The following is a 24031-nucleotide window of genomic DNA, read 5'->3' as shown; positions in this document are numbered from 1 at the left end:
TCATTAAGCGGTGATGACTTGTGGTTGTAGGGTTATTTTTTTACCGTTGACAACTACATCCTGTGGTTGATCGCCTTTAAGCTGCACTTGAGTTCCTTGCTGGGTCACTTGTACATTTAAAATTTGATCTCTAAAATTTATTTTGAATGAAAAACCTGCCCATTCCTTAGGTAATTTAGTGGTAAAATGAGGTGTGTCATCCTTAATTTGTAATCCACCAAAACCTTCTACAATACTCATCCAGGTTCCTGCCATACTAGTGATATGACAGCCTTCTTCAACTTCCTTATTGTAATCATCTAGATCTAGTCTAGAGGTACGTAAGTAGAACTCGTAAGCCTGATCCATGCGATCAAGTTTTGCAGCCTGAATACTGTGTACGCATGGAGAAAGCGAACTTTCATGAACTGTAAGTGGCTCATAAAAATCAAAATGCTTTTCAAGTTCTGCCTTAGAAAAATGATCTTCAAAGAAATAGAATCCTTGAAGTACATCGGCTTGTTTGATGTAACAGCTGCGTAGTATACGGTCCCACGACCATTTTTGATTAATAGGTCGTTGTGAATGATGTAATTTTGAAACTGGAATAATCTCCTTATCCATAAATCCATCTTGTTGTAGGTATACTCCATATTCTTCATCGTATGGAAAATACATACCATCAGAAACTTCTTGCCAAGAAGCACGCTCTGATCCAGTAAGTTTTGTTAGACTTATAATACGGTCATAATCTTCTGGGTAACCATCTTTCACTTTGTCTAAATGTTCAACAGCTTGGTCAATACACCATTTTGCGATGTAGTTGGTATACCAGTTGTTGTTAACATTATTCTCATATTCATTAGGTCCAGTAACTCCTAATATCATGAATTTACCAGCTTTTTGAGAAAATGTAGCTCGTTGATGCCAAAACCTAGCAATTGCAATCATGACCTCTAGCCCCATTTCTGGAACATAACTGTAATCACCTGTATAACGTACATAATTGTAGATTGCAAATACCATGGCACCGTTACGGTGTATTTCTTCAAAAGTGATTTCCCACTCATTATGGCTTTCTTCACCATTCATAGTTACCATTGGGTAAAGGGCTGCACCATTTGTAAAGCCTAGTTTTTCTGCATTTTCTATTGCTTTATCTAATTGATCATATCGGTATTTTAATAGATTACGAGCTACTTGTTGATCCTTTGTAGCCATATAAAATGGGATACAATATGCTTCAGTATCCCAATAGGTCGAGCCTCCATATTTTTCACCTGTAAATCCTTTAGGACCAATATTTAACCTACTGTCTTTACCTAAATAAGTTTGATTTAACTGGAAAATATTGAAACGTATACCTTGTTGTGCCTTTAAATCACCATCAATAGTGATATCTGCCATTTCCCAAATATTAGACCATTCTTCTACTTGTTCATTAAACAACTTTTCATAACCATGCTCAGTTGCTAATGCTAGTATTTTTTTACTTGCATCAAACAATTCGTATTTGTTATGATTAAGACTACTTACATAACCTGCATATTTTCTTAAAGTTAAGCTTTCGCCTTGAGCGATATCACCACTAGCTTCATGACGCACGGTTGTATCGTTTTGATCTAGATGAGTGGCGTATTGAATGTGTTCCTCATCTTTAAGCAATTCTGACTGCATGTAGGTCGCTACGTGAAAATTCGTCTTATTAGTGCGGCTGCGTATCATACCTTGATGTTGATCCGAGTATAACTCTTCAATAGCCCAAAATGCATCGTCCCAATTTGAATCTTCATTTGTGATACCAGCATCTATATAAGGCTGGAAGGTGATGCTTAAATCTCCTTTTACTGCAGTTACTTTATAATTTATAACTCCTAATTCATCGTGTTTAAGACTTAAGAAACGTCGTGATTCAACCTTGATTTCTTTGTCATCAGAAATTTGAGCTATAAAACTGCGCTCGTACCAACCTTCTTTCATGTTAAGCTCGCGCCTAAATTCTCTTACTTCTTGAACTTGTGCAAGATCTAGAGGTAAACCGTCTATAAAAACATCTATTCCTATGAAATTAGGAGAGTTCAATACTTTGGCAAAGTATTCTGGGTAACCATTTTTCCACCAGCCTACTCTTGTTTTATCTGGATAATACACACCTGCTACATAACTACCTTGAAATGTATCACCACTATATTGTTCTTCAAAATTTGCTCTTTGTCCCATTGCACCGTTTCCTATGGAAAAAAGGCTTTCGCTTGATTTAACCATGGAAGGACTCCATCCTTCTTCTATAATCGACCACGCATCTGGTTTAATATACTCTTGATTCATTATTTCTGTGTATTCAATAGTGTTTTTATGTAATCCGATGGCATTTCTTCAAAGGATTGAAATACAGCATCGGCTTCATTTAAGTTTGTTTGATCTCCCAATCCAATTGATATCATACCGGCAGTATTTGCAGCTTGAACTCCTGCTTGACTATCTTCAAATACGATACTATCTGCAGCCTTATATCCTAGTTGACTGCAAGCACTCAAGAAGACTTCTGGATTTGGTTTTGCCTTGGTTACGTTAGTCCCATCAACGATAACATCAAATAGGTCTATTATTCCCAACTTTTTTAGAATAGGACGAGCGTTCTTACTGGCACTACCTAAAGCAATAGGTTGAGATATTGCCTTTAAATCCAATAAAAAAGAATGCACTCCTGGCAAAATATCGTTTACCGAGAGACCTTCAATTAAAGAGAGATACTGATTATTTTTTTCTATTAATTTTTGATCAAACTCTTCTTGCGGCAATGATTTATTACCCCATTCTAGAATTTTTTTAAGCGAGTCAACTCTAGAAACTCCTTTAAGTTGCTCGTTTTCCTTTTCTGTAAAATTTATTCCGATATCAGCCGCTAGTCGTTGCCATGCTACAAAGTGAAATTTTGCAGTGTCAACTACCACGCCGTCTAAATCAAATATGAATGCTTTTTTATTCATTAGTAATGGATGGCTGATAAGTAATCGCCTTTTTATTTGTTATTAATAAATTTGAGAATGCGGCAAGAATTAAAAATATACCTGCTATTGTCATTGAGTGGATAGCCTCTTCTCCTATCATATTTTGAAGTAATACTACTCCACCTACTGCTGCTATAATTTGAGGAATCACTATAAACATGTTAAACACACCCATCATAAGCCCCATTTTACTAGCCTCGACAGAACTAGAAAGCATTGCATAAGGCATTGATAAAATGCTACCCCAAGCTATTCCTATTAGACCAAAAGAAAGATTAAGCATGACCGGTTTACCAGGTATATACAACATAATAAGGAAACCTGCTGCTCCTGCGAGCAAACTGATCATGTGAACATACTTGCGGTTTATACTATTATAAGCAGTATAAAAGGTTAAGAGTAAAGCAAAAATCATTGAAGTCAATCCGTAGATTCCCATTTTACTTCCTACATCATCACTAGCCTCATTATATGCCTTATCTGCTTCTTTATAATTTAATTCTGCTTGTGCACTAGTAAACTCTATAGTATCATTCGAGTTTCTCAAAACCTCGCCATCCTCATCGACCTGAGCGTATTTCTTAATATCAGGTTTTGGGGCATTATAAACATGACTGGTTAAAGCAGGATTTGCCAAGGTCCACATGGCAAAAAACGCAAACCAAGAAAAGAACTGCACAACACCTAACTTTTTCATTATTTTAGGCATTAACGCATAAGTAGATAGGATTGTAGCAAACATTCCTTTTTTCTCCTCTTCGGGTTCGGAGTCGCTAAAGGCAGCCATTTCTTCAGGAGAATATTCTTTGGTAGTAAAAATTGTTACTAGAATTGACACAATAAACACTAACGCTCCTACTCCAAAAGCTACTTTTACTGAATCTGGAACGACACCTGGTGCTGCTTCATTTGAGATATCGAAAATATCGTTCATGAATTTAGGGAGATTACTTGCTATCCAAGTTCCCACACCGATAATCAACGTTTGAACTACAAACCCATAACTGCGCTGTGATTCAGGAAGCTTATCTGCTACGAGCGCCCTAAAGGGCTCCATTGAAATATTGATAGAAGCATCTAATACCAACAAAAGTCCGGCAGCCATCCACACCTCACTAGAATAAGGCATAAAAAGCAATGCGATAGAACTTAAAATTGCACCTAGTAAAAAGAAAGGCCTTCTTCTACCTAAGGTTTTATGCCAAGTATTATCACTTAAATACCCAATAATAGGCTGAACGATCAAACCAGCAAGCGGTGCTGCTATCCATAAAAATGGAATATTATCTTTATCAGCCCCTAGAGTTTCAAAAATACGTGACATGGTTGAGCCTTGCAGAGCAAAGCCAAATTGTATCCCAAGAAATCCGAAACTCATGTTCCAGATATCCCAGAAACCTAATTTAGGTTTTTGCATATCGTTTAATTTTAATTTAAAACGACAAGCCTATTTTATTTGTTAGACTTATCTTGGTGTGTGTGTGAAGAAAATAAGTCTGTATTTATGTAAAAACATAAACAATACAAATCTACTTTATTAAGGTGTACTTTCCCTTTCTATTAAAGAAGTTTTTACGATAACGGTTTCGTAGCGTTCCTCATCTTTTTGATCTTGTTCTAATCTATCAATTAATTTAGCCGCTGCAATTCCACCCATTTCGTACCCATTTTGACCTATGGTCGTAAGAGATGGGTTAGAGTATTTAGACAACATACCATCAGTAAAAGCAACTATAGCGACATCATCTGGGATTCTTTTTCCTTTGCGTAATAGTATTTTACTAGCAGTTACTGCAAACAACTCATTCACAGCCACTATACCATCTAATGATGGATTATTATCTATAAACTTTTCTATCAATTCATCACAATGATCAATGTCTTCAATTTTCAAAATAAGATCTTGATTCACCTCTACACCGCGTTTCATTAAAGCCTCTGAATACCCTTGTGTACGCAATCTCCCAACATTGACATAATCTACTGTACTTAATATACCTACATTCTTTTTAGCCTTACGCATTAAGAAGTCCGTTGCCTCACTAGCAGCTGTTACATCGTCAATAATAATTTTGTCACCAGGAATATCATCGGCAACACGATCAAACATTACGATAGGCATTCCTTGATTAATCACCTCTCGCAAGTGGTGAAAATCCTGCTTTGACATTGTTTCTTTAGATAGACTTAGAATAAATCCATCAATACTTCCATTTGCCAGCATTTCCATATTAACTACTTCCTTATCAAAACTTTCACCACTTAGGCAAATAATTACCTGATAACCTTTTTCATTAGCTACATGCTCTACACCAGAAATAACAGTTGCAAAAAAGTGATGTACAATTTCAGGAATGATAATCCCTATTTTTTTCGTCTTTTGATTTTTTAAGGACAGTGCTATACTGTTAGGCTTGTAATTATACTGTTTAGCATATTCCTGAATTTTTTTTCTAGTCTCCTCACTTATTTCATAAGAGTCCCTTAGAGCTTTAGAAACTGTCGAAATGGAAACTTTAAGGTCTTGAGCTATTTTTTTTAGTGTTAATTTTTGAGCCATGCTACTTAAACAATTACTTGTAGTTCTTTACGATTATGCTAATATAAGGTGTTACGCTTTCGCGAAAGCGTAAATTCCATCTAAATATAATGATAAAATAACACTATAACGAGCCGAAAACGTTTTCGTAAAATCACAGAACGAAAACGTTCTCTTAACATTATGTTTACATAATTTCGTGGCGTGTGTGAAGAAGATTCAATACTAATTCAAACCATTATTCATGATTAGAAATTTTAAAATAGCATTACTTGCCCTATTGTTTCCAATTATTGCGCTAGCACAAAGCGCTGTAAAAGGGAAAGTTACAGATGCTCAAACCGGACTCCCAATTTTAGGAGCATCGGTTGTCGTAGAAGGTACACAAAATGGAACCTCTACCGACTTTGATGGAAATTACACCCTTAATAATGTGAGCGATGGAGCAGTTATCGTTTTCACTTACCTGGGTTACACCTCGCAAAGTGTAGCTTACACCGGTCAATCGACCATCAATGCAGCGTTGGAGGAAAGTCCTTCAGAGTTAGACACTGTAGTTTTAATAGGATACGGTAGTACTACAAAAGCTAATGTTACCGCAGCTCAAACTACTGTAGACTCAGAAGAATTTAATAAAGGTGCTATTGTTTCACCAGGACAATTAATTGCTGGTAAGGCAGCTGGTGTACAAGTAACAGCCGCTAGTGGTAGTCCTGGAGACGGACCAGTTATAAGAGTACGCCCAGGTTCTACACTTGGAGGAAATGCAGATGCTCTTATAGTAGTTGATGGTGTTCCACTAGATCAACAAAATGCAAATCTTAATTCTATTAACCCAAATGATATTGAATCATTCACTATTCTTAAAGATGCTAGTGCAACTGCCATTTATGGTAATAGAGCATCAAATGGTGTAATCCTGATAACTACTAAAAAAGCTAAACTTAATAGCGATTTAAGATTATCATATGGAGTTCAATATGCTGTTGAAAAGGTGCAAAATTATATTGAAGTACTAGATGCAACAGAATTCAGACAATTGGTAGAGGATCAAGGTCGTGATACATCAATATTAGGTGATGCAAATACAGACTGGCAAAACGCCATTTATCAAAACGCAACTAGAGCTGTTCACAATATAACAGCTGAAAAGGGTTTTGAAAAAACCTCAGTACGTGCGTCATTAGGTTATACTAATGAGAATGGTACTCTTTTAAGATCTGGATACGAAAGATTGTCTTTGAGTCTAAACGCAGTTCATAGATTTAACAATGACATAAAACTAACGTTCACATCACAACTATCTCAAGAGGAACGCCGATTTGCTGATGCTGGAGCTGTAGGTGCTGCGGTGGTTTTTGACCCTACTCAACCTATCTTTAGTGGCAATGATATTTATGGTGGTTATTTTGAATTCACTAACGATTCTGGTCCAGAACCAAATGCGCCTCGTAACCCATTAGGTTTATTAAATAGCTTGGATGCTCAAAATGACAATTCACAAGCTCGTTTAAACATGAACTTGGATTATAAAATCAGCCAAATCCCAGGTTTAAGATTTGTAGGTAACGTAGGTATCGACTACAATGAATATGACAGCTACTCTATAAGAGATGCTAATTCTGGAGCTGGTTTCAGATTTGCAAGTCAAAATTACAACAATGGAATAAGAAGAAACCAATTGCTTGATGGTCGATTAGATTATAAACGAGCTATTGATGCAATTGACACTAAAATGGATCTTACTATAGGTGGTAGTTATCAGGACTTCTACCGTGCCGATGGTGGTAGAACACTTACAAACACTGGATTTCAAGACAATCCTTTCTCAGTAAATGAAACTACCTTGGTAACCGGTTTTGCTCGTGCTACGTTCGACATTAAAGATCTTTTAATTTTATCTGGTAGTTACTCTAGAAACGGAAGTTCACGATTTTCAGAAAACAACCGTTGGGCAAACTTTTATGGTGCCAATGCTGCTATTAAATTAACTAATACTGATTTTGTTCAAAATAGTGGAGTTATTTCAAGACTTAAGATTCGTGGAGGCTATGGACAAACTGGACAACAAGATATTCCTGTGTCATTTGCCTTTTTATCTGTATTTACTCCAGGTCAAAATCAAGCACAAGTACAGTTTGGGAATGATTTTGTACAAACTATACGTCCTGAAGGAGCTATTGATCTTAAATGGGAAACAACAGATCAGTATAACGTTGGTATCGACCTAGGGTTCTTTGATGACCGTTTAACTGGTACGGTTGATGCATTCTATCGAGAAACTAATGACCTTCTTTTATTTGGACCTCTACCAGCTGGTGGATTAGAGAATGGTAGTTTTCAAAACGCAGGATCTACATTGAGTAGAGGTATTGAAGCTAGTGCAGCACTTGACGTAATACGCAATGAAAACTTTAATTGGAATGTTAGTGGTAATGTTACTTTCCAAGAAATTGAAATTACAGACCTAGCTGGTGCGACAAATGAACCTGTACAAGTAGGTGGAATATCTGGTGGAACAGGTAATAACATTCAAGAATGGGCTGTAGGATCGGACCCAACTACCTTCCATGTATTCCGTCAAGTGTACGATCAAGATGGTAATCCTTTAGATGGAGTTTTTGTAGACGTTGATCAAAACGGAATTATCAACGATGCTGATCGTATAAGATATAAAAAAGCTAACCACGATGTTTACTATGGTTTTTCATCTAGAGTAAACTATAAAAACTTCGATTTAAACTTTACTTTCAGGGGTGCTGCTGGTGGCTATAACTACAACAACGTAGCGTCAAATGCAGCAAACTTTGGTAGCGTTTTCCCAAGCAACACTCAGAACCCTATTTATCTAAACTCGCCGATTGATATTCAAAACACAGAATTTAGTCAACAACGCTTGTTTTCAGATTACTATGTTCAAAAAGCTGATTTCTTAAAACTTGATAACATTTCGTTAGGATACAACTTCCCAGGCGACAAAGTTGATGTAAGAGCTTCTGTTACAGGCACTAATTTATTTGTAATTACAGATTACGATGGGATAGATCCTGAAGTATTCGGTGGTATAGATAACAATTTATTTCCAAGAAACAGAGGTTTGATTTTTGGATTAAACTTCAATATTAAATAACTCAATAAAGCAAGAATATGAAAATGTACAAATCGATAATCTTGTTATTTGTAGGAATGCTAGCTTTCACTGCATGTGATGATGCTTTGACAGTAGAGCCTAGAGATAACAGATTGACAGAACAACAGCTATTTCAAGATCCTGCAACTTACCGAGGACTAATTGCAAAGGCTTATGCCGGGTTAGCAGTTGGTGGGCAAGAAGGTGGAGATGGTGACGCTGATATTAGTGGTATCGATGGTGGTTTTTCAAATTACCTAAGATTATATTGGAACATGCAAGAGCTAACTACTGATGAAGCTATAATCGCATGGAACGATGGTACGATTAAGGATCTACACTGGCATGTATGGACAGATGGTAATGAATTTATCAACGCCATGTTCTCAAGAATTAATTACCAAATAGCAGTTTGTAATGAGTTCCTAAGACTTAGTACCGATGCTAAACTGGACGAATACAACATTCCTGCAGACTTAAGAGCTGATGTTGCTGAATACAGAGCAGAGGCAAGATTCTTAAGAGCTTACTCCTATTATCACGGTATGGACCTTTTTGGTCAAATGCCTTTTACAGATGAGAATAGCGATCCAGCGGCTTTTCCTCCAGTATTGTCAAGAACAGAGTTATTTGACTTCATTGAATCCGAATTAGTTGCTATTGAAGATCAAATGGTTGATGCTAGAGCTAATGAATATGGAAGAGCAGATAAGGGAGCTCTTTGGATGACACTTGCTAAAATTTATTTGAATAGTGAAGTTTATACTGGTAATGCACGATATGATGACGCCATTATTCAACTTAACAAAGTAATTGGAGCTGGCTATTCAATTCCTTCAGACCCTTATCATAACTTGTTTCTTGCAGACAACAATTCAAATGGTAGCCAAAATGAATTTATTTGGACCATCAATTTTGATGGATTAAACACTCAAACCTTTGGAGGTACTACTTACCTTACTCATGCGCCTATAGGTGGTGATATGAATGCTGCCAACTTTGGTGTGAATGGTGGTTGGGGTGGAATAAGAACCACAAAAGAATTTGTTGAATTGTTTCCTGGAATGGAAAATAGCGCTGATGGCCGCGAGGCATTCTTTACCGATGATCAAGAATTAGAAATTCAAGATGTTGGAAGATTCAAAGATGGTTATGCCATTGAAAAATTCCGTAATGTTACAGTAAATGGTGTGGCAGGTAGTGATCCAGTTGGCGACTTTGTTGATATCGATTTCCCTGTTTACCGACTAGCAGATGCGTATTTGATGTATGCCGAAGCAGTTGTAAGAGGTGGTTCTGGTGGTGACATCAACACTGCTGAAGGATATATAAACCAACTTAGAGAGCGAGCTTATGGAAATACAAGCGGTAACATAAGCGCGAGCAATATAGATTTAGATTTCCTTCTTGATGAAAGAGCCAGAGAATTACACTGGGAAACTCACAGAAGACAAGATTTAATTCGTTTTAACCAATTTACTACAGGAAAAGTTTGGACTTGGAAAGGAAACGTACAAAGTGGAACGACGACAGCTCCATTTAGAAACATTCTTCCTATACCTGCTCAAGAAGTAAGTCTTAACCCTAATTTAAACCAAAATCCAGGTTACTAACCTTTAATATAATTAATGATGAAAAAAATATCAGTTATAATGTTTGCATTCCTTGCCATTGCAGGAATCATATCATGTGAAGATAATGACAGTGAAGAATTCACAATCAATACTGCTCCTAGCGGAGAAGTAATGCTGTCGCCAGACGTTGTCAACTTTGAAGTTACAGAAACAAACGGTAATACTCTAGCAGAAAGATTTGTTTGGAATGATTTAGAAATGGAAGTTCCAGTTCAGGTTAATTACGAGTTACAAATGGACGTGGAAAACGGTGATTTTAGTGCGCCACAAGTAATAGGTTCTACTACTGAGAATAATTTAGCCATTCTTTACAGCACTTTAAATAATGCGGCAACTCAACTAGGTGGTGAACATGCTACACCAGGAAACTATTCTATCAGATTAGTAGCATCAGTAGCAGATCCTGCTGTCGAACCTGTTATTTCAAATTTAGTAAATGCTATTATTACTCCATTTTCTGCATACCCATTTACAGACTTATATCTAGTAGGTGCAGCAACTGCTCCAGGATGGAATAATGATAATGATAATCCTGCTCTTTACAGAGATCCAGCAAACGACAACGTTTTCTATTACTCAGGATACTTTGTAGGTGATGCATTTAAAATTTTAACTTCTCCTGGATTCTGGCAACCGCAATATGGTGAAAGCAATGGAGCTGTAGGTCTTAACGATGGTGCTGGATCTGATCCAGGAGTATTCTCAATTCCAGCAGATGGTTACTACGATTTCACTATCGACATTACAGGTGTAACTAACTCATCTCAAGGATCTTCAAGTTTCAGTATTGCTCCTAATGCAAATGGAGCAAGTGCAACTACCTATACTTCGGTAGGAATAATTGGAGATGGAACTCCTACAGGATGGGGATCTGATACAGATATGGTTCAAAGCACATTTGATCCTCATAAATGGAGCATCACAAACGTAAGTTTAATTAGTGGTTTTATGAAGTTCCGTGCAAATGATGACTGGGCTGTTAACTGGGGTTCTGATACTGAACTTACAGGTCAAGGTACTCAAGATGGACCTAACATTCCTGTTGAGCCAGGAACATACGACATCTACTTTAATGACTTAGATGGACGTTATATTTTAATTCCTGTTAGATAATCATGTTTATTTATAACTTAAAAGGGCTGTTTATACAGCCCTTTTTTGATAACGATTAATTCTATGAAAAACTTTTACCTTTTATTAGCTGTGATTTTTGGGTTCGCTTTCGCGAAAGCGCAAGTAACCACAAACCCATCAATACCTACACAACAAGATCAAGTAACACTAATATTTGATGCAACAGGAACTCCTTTAGAAAACGAATCTGGAAATTTTTATGCTCACACAGGAGCCAACATTAATGGAACACGCTGGTCCAATGTAGTAGGAAACTGGGGTGACAATACTGCTCAACCACAATTTGTAAATACTGGCGGTAACATGTATCAAGTAACCTTACCAGGAACTTTAGAAACTTTTTACAACGCACAACCAGGAGACGTAATATCAGAAATTTGTTTGGTTATAAGAAACGCTGCAGGAACTAATCAAACATCACCAGATATTTTTATAGACGTTTTCCTACCTGGTTTAAACACTTCAATCACCAGCCCACAGGACGGTGAGATTATAAATTTAAACCAAACCATAAACCTAAGTGCAGACTGTACCCAAAACGCAACATTAGATCTTGCGGTAAATGGAAATAGTGTAGCGACAACAAGTGGTTCTAGTATTTCTACTTCATACACATTTTCAAATCCAGGCAATTACACAATTGCAGTTAATGCAGATAATGGAACAACAACAGTTACCGATCAAGTATCGGTTTATGTACCAAATACCACACAAAGTATTGCTAGACCAGCAGGATTGAAAAACGGTGTGAATGAAAATGCTGACGGTAGTGTTACTTTCCTATTAGCAGCACCAGGCAAAACAGATGTAATGCTTTTAGGAAGCTTCAGCAATTGGGACTTGGATCTTCCTTATCAAATGAATAAGGATGGTGATTATTTTTGGGTTACCGTTCCTTCTACACAGTTTTCTGCAGGAACTGAGTTTGCTTATCAATACTTAGTAGATTACAGTATCAAGATAGCCGATCCTTATAGTCGTTTGATTCTGGATGATGGATTTGACCAATTCATAAAGCCTGGTAATTTTGATAACATTTATCCTTATCCTACGGGAGAGACTACAGGAGATATATCGCTTTGGACTTATCAAGCTACTCCTTATAATTGGAATGTGACTAATTTCCAACGTCCGGATCAAGAAAATTTAGTTATTTATGAAATTTTGGTACGAGATTTTTCTGAAAACGATAGCTACCAAGAAATAATTAATAGAATAGATTACCTAGCCGATTTAGGTATTAATGCTCTTCAATTCATGCCCCTAAATGAATTTGAAGGAGCAGATAGTTGGGGTTACAATCCTAAGTTCCATATGGCAATTGATAAAACCTACGGAACTCCTGAAAAATTTAAGGAACTGGTAGATTTATGTCATTCAAAAGGTATCGCTGTTATACTAGATGTTGTTTATAATCATGCCTTCTCTCAAAGCCCACTTTGTCAAATGTGGTGGGATCAAGCAAATTTTAGACCAGCAGCAAATAATCCTTACTTAAATCCGACTGCTAGACACGATTTCAATGTAGGATATGATTTCAATCATGAAAGTAATTGGACTAGAGACTACGTTAAACAAACCCTACAATATTGGATAGATGAATATAAAATTGACGGTTTTAGATTTGATTTATCTAAAGGTTTTACCCAAAACAACACGCTAGGAAATATTGGTGCTTGGAATGCTTATGACCAAAGTAGAGTCAATATACTCAATGATTATAAGAATACTATCTGGAACAATAATTCTAACGACATTTACATGATTCTTGAACACTTAGGAGGACAAAATGAGGAAGCCGCACTAGCCAATGATGGATTTATGCTTTGGGGAAAAATGACCGACGAATTCAATCAAAACAGCATGGGATTCTCATCTAATTCCAATGTCTTTAGAAGTTATTACACATCAAGAAATTTCAATGACCAGCATCTTATAGCCTATGCAGAAAGTCACGACGAGCAACGATTAATGTATAAAAACTTACAATTTGGTAATGCTGCAAATTCTTCTCATAACGTTCAAAATGTTCCTGTAGCATTGGATAGACAAGAAGCCATTTCAGCAATTCTTTACAGCATTCCTGGACCTAAAATGCTATGGCAATTTGGTGAGTTAGGATATGAAATTGACATAGACCAAAATGGTAGAACAGGTCGCAAACCAGTAGCTTGGACATTAGGATACGATACTGACCAGGATCGATTAGACTTATACGATGCAACAGCTACATTCATAAACTTTAAAACCTTATATCCTGAAACCTTTAACAATACAAACAATAACTTAAATGTTTCTGGGCTGGTTAAAACCATCAATTTAAATGGACCTAATTTTGATGCAGTAGTACTAGCAAATTTTGCGGTAACTGCGCAAACAGCAAATCCTAATTTTCAACAAACAGGAGTTTGGTATGATTACTTCAACAACAATGCGGTTGTGAACGTTACTAATACTACTACTGGAATTTCATTGCAACCTGGAGAGTACAAATTGTACACCACAACTCCTCTTAATAATCCGTTGAGTAATGAAGAAGTTCAGGAACAGTTAAAATCGTCTTTCATTATTTATCCTAATCCAGCTCAAAGTACTTTTAACATTCAAAGCGATACGGAAATAGACCAAGTAATAATCTATAATACATTAGGTCAGGTAGTGAAAACATTTGAGCATGAAACTATAAATTATGATATCTCTGATCTTAAATCTGGATTATACTTTGTTCAAGCTAGTATAAATGGAAGAATATCTCAAAACAAACTATATATCAAGTAATTAAACCTATAAAATTGATTTTAATCGATTTGAAAAGGTATCGATTCTACTTTTTATAGAATAAAATGATAATTAAAGAAATTCGTTTCCTGTTGGCTTGAAGCAGGGCAGCGATTCCCTAGTTCACTGATCTGTGGAAAGTCAACGCATTTCATAATTCATTTGATTATTAAAAGCTGCTATTTTAGCAGCTTTTATTTTTTCCATACTAATGTAAAATTTCTCAGCTCAGCCCTTTTCTTTAAACCTTAGTAAGTTATTATCTTTACACTCAAAACCATCCAATGAAAAAGATATTACTACTTTTTGTCGTTACAGTTTTAACGTTCTCATGCAACTCGAGCTCTAAAATAACCTCTGTAGAAAAAGCCGCAGAATCTGTAAAACAGTTATCCGAGATTAAAATCCCGATGGCAAAAAAAGAGAATTTAGAAAACATTGTTAACTATCTAGCACAAGATGAATTAGAAGGTAGAATGACAGGAACACCTGGAATTGCAAAAGCTGCAGATTACCTGGTTGATCAAATGACAATGATGGATCTAGAGCGTTACGGCGATAGTTATATTGATACATTTAGCGTTCAAGATTCTATAAAAGCCTTTAATGTAGTTGGAATTTTACCTGGCTCTGACAAAAACCTTAGTGATGAGGTTGTTGTTATAGGAGCTCATTACGATCACATTGGTATCATTAAAAATGCCCAAGGTGAAGATAAAATTGCAAATGGCGCCAATGATAATGCTACTGGTACAGCAACTGTTATGGAAATCGCTAGAATTTTCAGGCAATTAGACTTTAATAGAAGAACTATTATTTTCGCCTTATTCAGTGCAGAAGAAATGGGCCTTTTAGGTTCTAAACATCTTGCTACACGTATGAAAAATGAAGGTGTAAACGTAGTGGCAATGGTCAATTTTGAAATGACAGGAACTCCTATGGTAGACAAAGATTACATTGCCTATCTTACTGGTTATGACACATCAAACATGGGTGAATTGTTCAATACCGCAAACAGTGATAAAATAGTAACTGGAAAACTTCCACAAGCTGAGCAATTCAATTTGTTTAAAAGGTCAGACAACTACCCTTTCTATGAGCAACACAACATACCAGCACAAACCTTTTGCACCTTTGATTTTACAAACTTTGATCATTATCACAAAGTAGGTGATGAAAAAGAATTAGTAAATACAGACCACATGGCACAAGTTATAAATGCCGTAACACCTGGAATCTTTCACATCGTGAACAAGACAGCACCTCAACTTAATTAAAATGAGTAAAAGAGTAATTATAACAGGAGCCAGTCGAGGGATTGGGTTTGAACTGGTAAGACAATTTTCAAACGCTGGACATGAAGTTATAGCGCTTTCGCGAAAGCTAGATTCCTTAGAAGCAATGGAACGTAATACAGTTCTAGCGATATCAACAGATCTTACTTCTACAGGTAGTATAGAGGATACAGCTAAAACCATTAAAAATAAATGGGATCATGTTGATATAGTGATTCATAATGCAGGAATGCTAGTAAACAAACCTTTTGATCAACTTACCAATACTGATTTTCAAAATTGCTATGCTGTCAATGTATTTGGAGTTGCCGCACTTACGCAATCCTTATTGCCAATTTTAAGTAAGGATAGTCATGTAATTGCAATAAGTTCGATGGGTGGCATTCAAGGTAGTGCAAAATTTCCTGGTCTTGCAGCATACAGCAGCGCCAAAGCTGCCGTAATAACACTATTCGAATTACTAGCTGAAGAATATAAAGAAAACGGTCCCTCGTTTAACACACTTGCTCTAGGTGCGGTACAAACCGAAATGCTCGAAGAAGCTTTTCCTGGCTACAAAGCACCCTTACAGCCTGATGACATGGCCGCCTATATCATGAACTTTGCACTCACAGGTAATCAATTTTACAACGGTAAGGTACTTCAAGTAAGTAGTAGCACACCTTAAATCAAGCATTTGTTTTATTACTGATAATTGAGTCATTTCGATTAAATACATAACCCCTTATTTCATTCAAAACTGTTCATAACTATATTTTAAAAAACAGTACTTCTCTCCTATCTTTAAAAACTGCTTTTTTATATAACAAGTGTTGATTATCGATCAGATAGTCAGGTCTTTAATATAAAAGAGTCAACTCATTTTTACGCCACACAATTACCCTAGGAGAAGGATTTATGTACTTAATTTTTGATACTGAAACTACCGGTTTACCCAAACGATGGGACGCACCTATAACTGACACAGATAACTGGCCACGTGTAGTTCAAATTGCATGGCAGTTACATGATGAAATGGGTAATCTTATTGAACATGAAGATTATTTGATCAAACCTGATGGATTTGACATCCCATATGATTCAGAACGTGTACATGGAATATCGACACAACTAGCCCAAGAGCAAGGAATAGCGCTCGAGGAAATGCTAGAAAAATTCAATATTGCCCTATCAAAAACAAAACTTGTTGTAGGTCAAAACTTGAATTTTGACTTAATGGTTACTGGATCAGAGTTTGTGCGAGCACAAATAGCCAATCAGCTTCAAGAAATTCCAGTTCTAGATACCTGTACAGAACATACTGCACAGTTATGTCAAATTCCAGGTGGACGTGGAGGAAAGTTTAAACTTCCTACCCTTACCGAATTACATGAATTTTTATTTGGAGAACCATTTAGTGAAGCACACAATGCAACTGCCGATGTTGAGGCAACAACACGATGCTTCCTTGAACTGGTTAGAAAAAAACAGTACACAAGGGAACAACTAGATGTTGAAGAGGATTATTTCCTTAGATTCAAACAAAGCAACCCATCTACTATCGCTCCTGTAGGATTAAAACATGTTAATCTACAAAAAGCAAGTGCTGCGCTTAAAAAGGATGAGGAACCTGTAGTATCCAATCAAGAAATAAAAGAAAATTTAGCAGAATTAAGTGATGCGCCCTTTGTTCATTTACACAATCACAGTCAATTTTCTATTCTACAATCAACAGCTAGTGTAAAAGACCTCGCCGAAGCTGCAGCAGCCAATAACATGACCGCTGTTGCCATGACCGATCATGCAAACATGATGGGTGCATTTCATTTTGTGAGAGCCATTCAAGCAGTAAATAAAACACTTGCAGATGGTGAAGAGGAACGTGAGCCGCTTAAGGCCATAATAGGTTGTGAATTTCAGGTTTGTGAAAACATGACTGACAAGTCTATTAAAGACAATGGATATCAAATCGTTATTCTTGCCAAGAATAAAAAGGGTTACCATAACCTTGCAAAACTTGCTAGTAAGGCTTTTACCGATGGTTTTTACTACGTACCGCGTATCGATAAAGAATTATTGCTTCAGTATAAGGACGACCTAATTGTGCTTACCGGTAACCTATACGGTGAGGTCCCTTCAAAAATTTTGAATATTGGTGAAAAGCAGGCTGAAGAAGCTCTGCTTTGGTGGAAACAAAACTTTGGCGATGATCTTTATATTGAGATTATGAGGCATGGTCAAGAGGATGAAACTAGAGCAAATCAAGTTTTAATTGCGCTTTCGCGAAAGCATGATATCAAAATAGTTGCAACCAATAATACGTACTACATCCACAAAGAAGATGCAAACGCTCACGATATCTTACTATGTGTAAGAGATGGAGAAAAACAATCTACACCTATAGGTCGTGGACGTGGTTACAGGTATGGTTTACCAAATGATCAATACTATTTTAAAAGCTCTGAAGAAATGAAAGAGCTTTTTAAAGACCTGCCAGATGCTATTCTTAATATCAAGGACGTAATTGATAAAATTGAACCCTTTGAACTTGCTCGTGATGTATTATTACCTGCATTTGATATACCTGAACGATTTATAGATCCCGATGATGCTACTAAGGGAACCAAAAATGGTGAGAACGCCTACTTAAGATTTCTTACCTATGAAGGAGCCAAAGAACGTTATGGAGAAGAATTAACTGACGACATCAAAGAACGATTAGATTTTGAACTTGATGTTATTGCCAAAACGGGTTACCCAGGTTACTTTCTTATTGTTTGGGATTTTATTAAAGCAGCAAGAGATATGGACGTTGCCGTTGGGCCTGGACGTGGTAGTGCCGCAGGTAGTGCTGTTGCCTATTGCTTAAAAATTACCAATGTTGATCCCATACATTATGATTTACTTTTTGAGCGTTTCCTAAATCCAGATCGTGTATCAATGCCAGATATTGATATTGATTTTGATGATGAAAATCGATATAAAGTAATGGACTATGTAATTGAGAAATATGGTTCCAATCAAGTAGCCCAAATCATCACTTACGGTACGATGGCTGCAAAATCATCCATACGAGACACGGCTAGAGCACTAGATCTACCCTTAATGGATGCTGATAGAGTAGCAAAGCTAATTCCTGATTTTGCCAAGCTTAAAAAAATGTTTGCTCTCGAGGAAAAAGAAATAGGCTCTAAATTTAGAGGAGAAGATGCTGACAATGTAAGGGAATTGTTACAGTTATCAGAAGGAAATGATCTTACGGCCGACACCATTCAAAAAGCTAGAATTCTAGAAGGTTCAGTACGTAATACAGGTGTTCATGCTTGTGGTGTCATAATTACTCCCGACGATCTAACCAATTTTGTCCCTGTAGCAACAGCAAAAAACTCGGATTTATATGTTACTCAATTTGATAACGAGGTAGTAGAAAGCGCCGGTTTGTTAAAAATGGACTTCCTAGGGCTTAAAACCTTATCCCAAATAAAAGATACGGTGGCCATTATAAAGGAGCGACATGGAATTGAAATTGATATTGAGGCCATACCACTAGACGATCCAAAGACCTACGAATTATTTCAACGTGGAGAAACCACAGGTATCTTTCAATATGAAAGTGTGGGAATGCAAAAATATATGAGAGAATTGAAGCCTACTCAATTCCCTGATCTTATTGCAATGAACGCCCTTTATCGACCAGGTCCTTTGGAGTATATTCCAGAATTTATTGCTCGTAAACACGGTGATAAAGAAATCGTTTATGACCTAGAAGCGTGTGAGGAATACCTAGCAGAAACCTATGGAATTACAGTTTATCAAGAGCAGGTGATGCTTCTGTCACAAAAACTAGCTAATTTCTCAAAAGGTGATGCCGATGTCCTGCGTAAAGCAATGGGTAAAAAGCAAATGGCTACATTGATGAAGATGAAGCCTAAATTTCTAGATGCCGGAGAAAAAAATGGACACGATAGAGAAGTTCTAGAAAAGATATGGAAAGATTGGGAAGCATTTGCCTCGTACGCATTTAATAAATCGCATTCCACCTGCTATGCCTGGATTGCTTATCAAACAGCTTACCTCAAAGCCAATTATCCAGCAGAATTTATGGCAGCAACGCTATCCAATAATATGAATAATATTAAGGATGTGACTAAGTTTATGGATGAGTGTAGGCGTATGGGGTTGGACGTTTTGGGACCCGATGTTAATGAATCTAATTACAAGTTTACCGTGAATAAGGAAGGTGCTGTACGATTTGGTATGGGTGCGGTAAAAGGATTAGGTCATGGCGCTGTAATGACAATTATAGAAAACCGAAAGGACGGACCCTACAAAAGTATCTTTGATTTAGGTAAACGCATAGACTTGAGAGCTGCTAACAAAAAATCATTTGAAGCACTAGCTCTAAGCGGAGGTTTTGACAGCCTAGGTGGAGAAAATAGAGCATTATACTTTCATGCAGCAGACAATGGTCAAACATTTCTTGAGCAAGTAATCAAGTATGCTCAAAAGTACCAAGAAAATGAAAACAGCGCTCAAATGAGCATATTTGGCGAGGCAAGCGAGGTACAAATACCAGAGCCTATGTTGCCCGTGTGCGAAAGTTGGGGCACCATGGAAAAACTTAAAAGAGAAAAAGAAGTAGTAGGTATTTACATTTCTGGACATCCGCTTGATGATTATAAAAAAGAGATGCAATTTTTTTGCAACTCAAATTTAAATGCAATGAAAGTGTTACCTGAACTGGTAGGTAAAGAACTCACCTTTGCCGGTGTAATTTCTAGCGTAAGTCACATGATGAGTAAACAAAATAAACCATGGGGAATGTTTACCCTAGAGGATTATGATGAATCTCATGAATTTAGAATGTTTGGAGAAGAATATTTAAAATTCAGGCACTTCCTTATACCTAACACATTTGTTCATTGTAAAGTCACTGTACAACAAGGATGGATTGATAAAAAAACGGGAAAGCCTCGCGATCCTAGGTTAAGTTTTATTCAAATGCAGCAACTGCAAGATGTGATGCAGCACGCAGCAAAAAATTTAACTTTAGAATTTAGCTTAAATGAGGTGTTAGAATCTAAGATTCAAACCTTGAAGGAAGTATTAGATAAGCACACAGGAGAACAATTCTTGTATATAAATATTAGAGATCATGAAGAAAAAATTGCATTAGACATGACCTCGAGAATGCAAAAAGTAAGCGTGAATTCAGAATTATTAGACATGCTAGATAATCTAGATATCACGTACAAGGTTGGTTAATTGGTAGCTTATTATTTAAGTAGATACTAGTATAAGCAACTATAATAAGATAAGATAAATTACGGCCTTACTTTTGCTTAACTTTGTATATAATAAAAAATTTAGAAAATGGCACTAGAAATAACAGATGCAAACTTTGAAGAAACAGTATTAAACAGCGATAAGCCAGTAATGGTAGATTTTTGGGCAGCATGGTGTGGCCCATGTCGCATGGTTGGACCTATCATCGATGAGCTATCAAATGAGTATGATGGAAAAGCTGTTGTAGGTAAAATTGATGTTGATGCAAATCAAGAGTTTGCTGCAAAATATGGCGTACGTAATATCCCAACTGTACTAGTTTTTAAAAACGGAGAAATCGTTGATCGCCAGGTAGGTGTTGCACAAAAAAGTGTTTATGCAGAGGCTATAGACAAGCAACTATAAGTAATTATACACTAAATAAAAAAGCCCATTCTATGCAAGAATGGGCTTTTTTATTTGCATGAGTTTACTAAAATATTTGTGTTTTAGTTCGCTTTCGCGAAAGCGTAATTTCAAATACATAACCACTTAACCCTTTTTACAGTCTGTTATAAAACGATTGACTATATTCACAATATGAATTTACAGCAAGAACTCAATAAAACTTCAGGATTTAAAAATCTCGCTTTACTTGCTAGTCAAGTAGTAGAAGGATACATAAGCGGTATGCATAAATCTCCTTTTCACGGTTTTAGCGCAGAGTTTGCTGAGCACAAAATTTACAATCCAGGAGAAAGCACAAGACATATCGACTGGAAACTTTATGCCAAAACAGATAAATTATATACCAAACGATTTGATGAGGAAACTAATTTAAGATGTCATTTAATTGTAGATAATAGTCCTAGCATGCATTATCCACTTATCAAAGATTTTTCTCTTACGTCCTTGAATAAAATAGCATATTCCTCTCTAGCCTGTGCTGCAATTATGAACGTACTTAAAAAACAGCGCGATGCTGTAGGATTAAGTATTTATTCAGACAGTTATGAATACTATGCACCTGAAAAAGGTAGTGATCGTCACCATAGCATGCTTTTAGATATGTTAGGAAAAACATGTGTGCAACAACCATCAGGATCGGGAACCGACACTTATAAGTATCTTCATGAAATAGCAGAGAAAATTAAGCGCCGATCGCTCATTTTTTTATTTACCGATATGTTTCAAAGTGACACGCATGAAAATGAACTTTTTGAAGCACTCAGACACCTTAAATACAACAAGCACGACGTTGTACTTTTTCACACATTTGATAGTACTACCGAGCTAAATTTTGATTTTCCAAATACTCCTAGCCGATTTGTAGATGTTGAAACAGGAGACCACATTAACCTTTATGCCGATAATATTAAAGAGGATTACAAAAAGGCGATTCAAGAGTATTTTAGTAGACTAAGAGTGCGCTGTGGACAAAACCGAATTAAATACATGCCTGTAGACATCAAAAAAAACTTTGACGTAGTTCTTACAACTTTTTTACTCGAAAGGCAATTATTTAAATAATTCTAATTACTAGACATATCTCGAGACAGATATTAGCTGTTACAATAAAAAACGCCAGTTCTAGCAAGAACTGGCGCTCATATAGCTCATCAATAATTAAACGCTATACGTACATAACGATAGGGTTTTCCATGTATTGTTTAAATGTTTGTAAGAATGCAGCTCCCGTTGCACCATCAACTGTACGGTGATCACAAGCTAAAGTGATTTTCATAGTATTACCAACTACAATCTGACCGTTTTTAACCACTGGTTTTTGAACGATAGTACCTACTGACATGATAGCACTGTTAGGCTGATTGATTATAGAAGTAAATTCTGTAATACCAAACATTCCAAGATTTGAAATAGTAAAAGTACTACCTTCCATTTCCTTAGGTTGTAACTTTTTATTACGGGCTTTAACAGCTAGCTCTTTTACTTTTGCACCTATCTGTTGCATACTCATTTGATCTGCAAACGGTAACACTGGAACCAGTAAACCGTCATCAACGGCAACAGCAACTCCTACATGAATGTGCTTCGCCTGTATGGTATTTTTATCTGTCCATTGAGTATTCACCTGTGGATGTTTTCTCAACGCCATTGCAGCTGCTTTAATAACCATATCATTAAAACTCACCTTAGTATCTGGCAACTCATTAATTGCCTTTCTACTTGCAATAGCATTATCCATATCTAGTTCAATTCCTAGATAATAGTGTGGTGCTGTAAATTTGGACTGGCTCAAACGTTTTGCGATGGTCTTGCGCATTTGAGAATTTGCCATTTCAACAAATGTCTCTTCTCCAACAGCTTGAAAAGCAGGTTGAGAGGCACCTGTAGAAGTTCCAGGAGTAAAACTTTCTATATCCTTTTTAATGATACGACCATTTTCTCCAGAACCTTGAACCTGCGACAAGTCGATTCCCTTATCCTGAGCCATCTTCTTTGCTAGTGGTGATGCAAAAACACGGCCTGTATTGCTACTAGAAGTTGAGTTACTTGAATTAGAAACAGTCTTTGTTTCTTCCTTCTTAGGCTCTTGCTTTTTTGGTTGAGATTTTGGTTCTTCTTTGGCCGGTGCTTCTTTTTTCTCTTCCTTCTTTTTTGAAGAATTAGAAGTCCCATCTAAGGATACATTGGAAACATCTGTTCCTTCAGGGCCAATGATAGCTAACAAAGCGTCTACAGCAGCAGTTTCTCCTTCTTGTATACCAATTTTAAGAAGAGTTCCACTATGAAAAGACTCAAACTCCATGGTAGCCTTATCTGTTTCAATTTCTGCAAGGATATCACCTTCTTCAACTTGATCACCTTCTTTTTTCAACCAGCTTGCAACTGTACCTTCTTCCATGGTATCACTCAATCGCGGCATAGTAATGATTTCCACTCCATCAGGTAAATCATTAGAATCATCAGTTGAAGATGAAGCTTCATCGCTCTTATCTTCATTTGAATCTTGAGTATTAGAAGAATCTTCGTTTTCTGTATTGGATGAATCGCCAGCGCCATCTAGTAAAGCTTGAATATCCTCACCTTCTTCACCGATTATACATAAAAGTGAATCAACTGGTGCGGTTTCACCTTCTTGAACACCTATGTGTAATAAGGTACCACTTTGAAATGATTCAAATTCCATGGTAGCCTTGTCTGTTTCAATTTCTGCGAGAATATCACCTTCTTCAACTTGATCACCTACTTGCTTAAGCCAAGCTGCCACGACACCTTCTTCCATGGTGTCGCTTAATCTAGGCATGTTTACAATTTCTGCCATA

General features: G+C 36.6%; 14 protein-coding genes. 9 read left to right on the top strand and 5 right to left on the bottom strand.

Annotation, left to right across the window (positions count from 1 at the left end):
• Positions 1 to 3 precede the first annotated feature (3 nt).
• From I5168_RS05710 to I5168_RS05695, 4 genes are all read right to left on the bottom strand, one after another.
• Positions 4 to 2307, bottom strand: coding sequence for a glycoside hydrolase family 65 protein (locus I5168_RS05710; RefSeq protein WP_105018088.1), 2304 nt, complete (start codon positions 2305 to 2307; stop codon positions 4 to 6).
• Complete coding sequence (gene pgmB / locus I5168_RS05705) at positions 2307 to 2969, bottom strand: beta-phosphoglucomutase (protein ID WP_167342579.1); 663 nt, start codon at positions 2967 to 2969, stop codon at positions 2307 to 2309. The genes I5168_RS05710 and pgmB overlap by 1 nt, the downstream gene beginning before the upstream one ends.
• The gene (locus I5168_RS05700; protein WP_167342581.1) at positions 2962 to 4407 is read right to left on the bottom strand and encodes an MFS transporter; all 1446 of its coding nucleotides are present in this window, start codon (positions 4405 to 4407) and stop codon (positions 2962 to 2964) included. The genes pgmB and I5168_RS05700 overlap by 8 nt, the downstream gene beginning before the upstream one ends.
• A 120-nt stretch (positions 4408 to 4527) precedes the next feature.
• Positions 4528 to 5550, bottom strand: coding sequence for a LacI family DNA-binding transcriptional regulator (locus tag I5168_RS05695; RefSeq protein ID WP_042279671.1), 1023 nt, complete (start codon positions 5548 to 5550; stop codon positions 4528 to 4530).
• A 223-nt stretch (positions 5551 to 5773) separates the two neighbouring features.
• On the opposite strand from I5168_RS05695, the gene I5168_RS05690 reads away from it, so the two are divergent.
• The 9 genes from I5168_RS05690 (at position 5774) to I5168_RS05650 (ending at position 22274) form a co-directional block, all read left to right on the top strand.
• Complete coding sequence (locus tag I5168_RS05690; RefSeq protein ID WP_431472667.1) at positions 5774 to 8659, top strand: SusC/RagA family TonB-linked outer membrane protein; 2886 nt, start codon at positions 5774 to 5776, stop codon at positions 8657 to 8659.
• A gap of 17 nt (positions 8660 to 8676) precedes the next feature.
• Positions 8677 to 10272: a RagB/SusD family nutrient uptake outer membrane protein gene (locus tag I5168_RS05685; protein WP_431472666.1), complete on the top strand. Its 1596-nt coding sequence runs from the start codon at positions 8677 to 8679 to the stop codon at positions 10270 to 10272.
• Positions 10273 to 10290: 18 nt separating this feature from the next.
• On the top strand, positions 10291 to 11406 hold the full coding sequence (locus I5168_RS05680) for a SusF/SusE family outer membrane protein (protein WP_169709776.1): 1116 nt from the start codon (positions 10291 to 10293) through the stop codon (positions 11404 to 11406).
• A 63-nt stretch (positions 11407 to 11469) separates the two neighbouring features.
• The gene (locus tag I5168_RS05675) at positions 11470 to 14205 is read left to right on the top strand and encodes an alpha-amylase family glycosyl hydrolase (protein WP_431472665.1); all 2736 of its coding nucleotides are present in this window, start codon (positions 11470 to 11472) and stop codon (positions 14203 to 14205) included.
• Between the two features lie 284 nt (positions 14206 to 14489).
• A complete protein-coding gene (locus tag I5168_RS05670) occupies positions 14490 to 15482 on the top strand; it encodes a M28 family metallopeptidase (protein WP_105018080.1) in 993 nt (330 codons plus the stop codon).
• Between the two features lies 1 nt (position 15483).
• Entirely contained in the window at positions 15484 to 16167 is a 684-nt protein-coding gene (locus I5168_RS05665; RefSeq protein ID WP_105018079.1) for an SDR family NAD(P)-dependent oxidoreductase, read from the top strand.
• Positions 16168 to 16397: 230 nt separating this feature from the next.
• Complete coding sequence (gene dnaE / locus I5168_RS05660) at positions 16398 to 20744, top strand: DNA polymerase III subunit alpha (protein ID WP_431472664.1); 4347 nt, start codon at positions 16398 to 16400, stop codon at positions 20742 to 20744.
• A gap of 108 nt (positions 20745 to 20852) precedes the next feature.
• On the top strand, positions 20853 to 21170 hold the full coding sequence (gene trxA / locus I5168_RS05655; protein ID WP_042279663.1) for a thioredoxin: 318 nt from the start codon (positions 20853 to 20855) through the stop codon (positions 21168 to 21170).
• A gap of 174 nt (positions 21171 to 21344) precedes the next feature.
• Positions 21345 to 22274 carry a DUF58 domain-containing protein gene (locus I5168_RS05650; RefSeq protein ID WP_431472663.1) on the top strand — a complete coding sequence of 310 codons (930 nt, stop codon included), beginning with the start codon at positions 21345 to 21347 and terminating at the stop codon, positions 22272 to 22274.
• 103 nt (positions 22275 to 22377) lie between these two features.
• Here I5168_RS05650 and I5168_RS05645 read toward each other — a convergent pair whose 3' ends face one another.
• The gene (locus I5168_RS05645; RefSeq protein WP_431472662.1) at positions 22378 to 24030 is read right to left on the bottom strand and encodes a pyruvate dehydrogenase complex dihydrolipoamide acetyltransferase; all 1653 of its coding nucleotides are present in this window, start codon (positions 24028 to 24030) and stop codon (positions 22378 to 22380) included.
• Between the last annotated feature and the right edge of the window lies 1 nt (position 24031).

It is taken from the genome of Nonlabens sp. SCSIO 43208 (assembly GCF_050703575.1).
Classification (GTDB): Bacteria; Bacteroidota; Bacteroidia; order Flavobacteriales; family Flavobacteriaceae; genus Nonlabens; species Nonlabens tegetincola.
The sequence above is the reverse complement of the archived record's forward strand: the minus strand, read 5'-3'. Positions and strand labels throughout refer to the sequence as shown.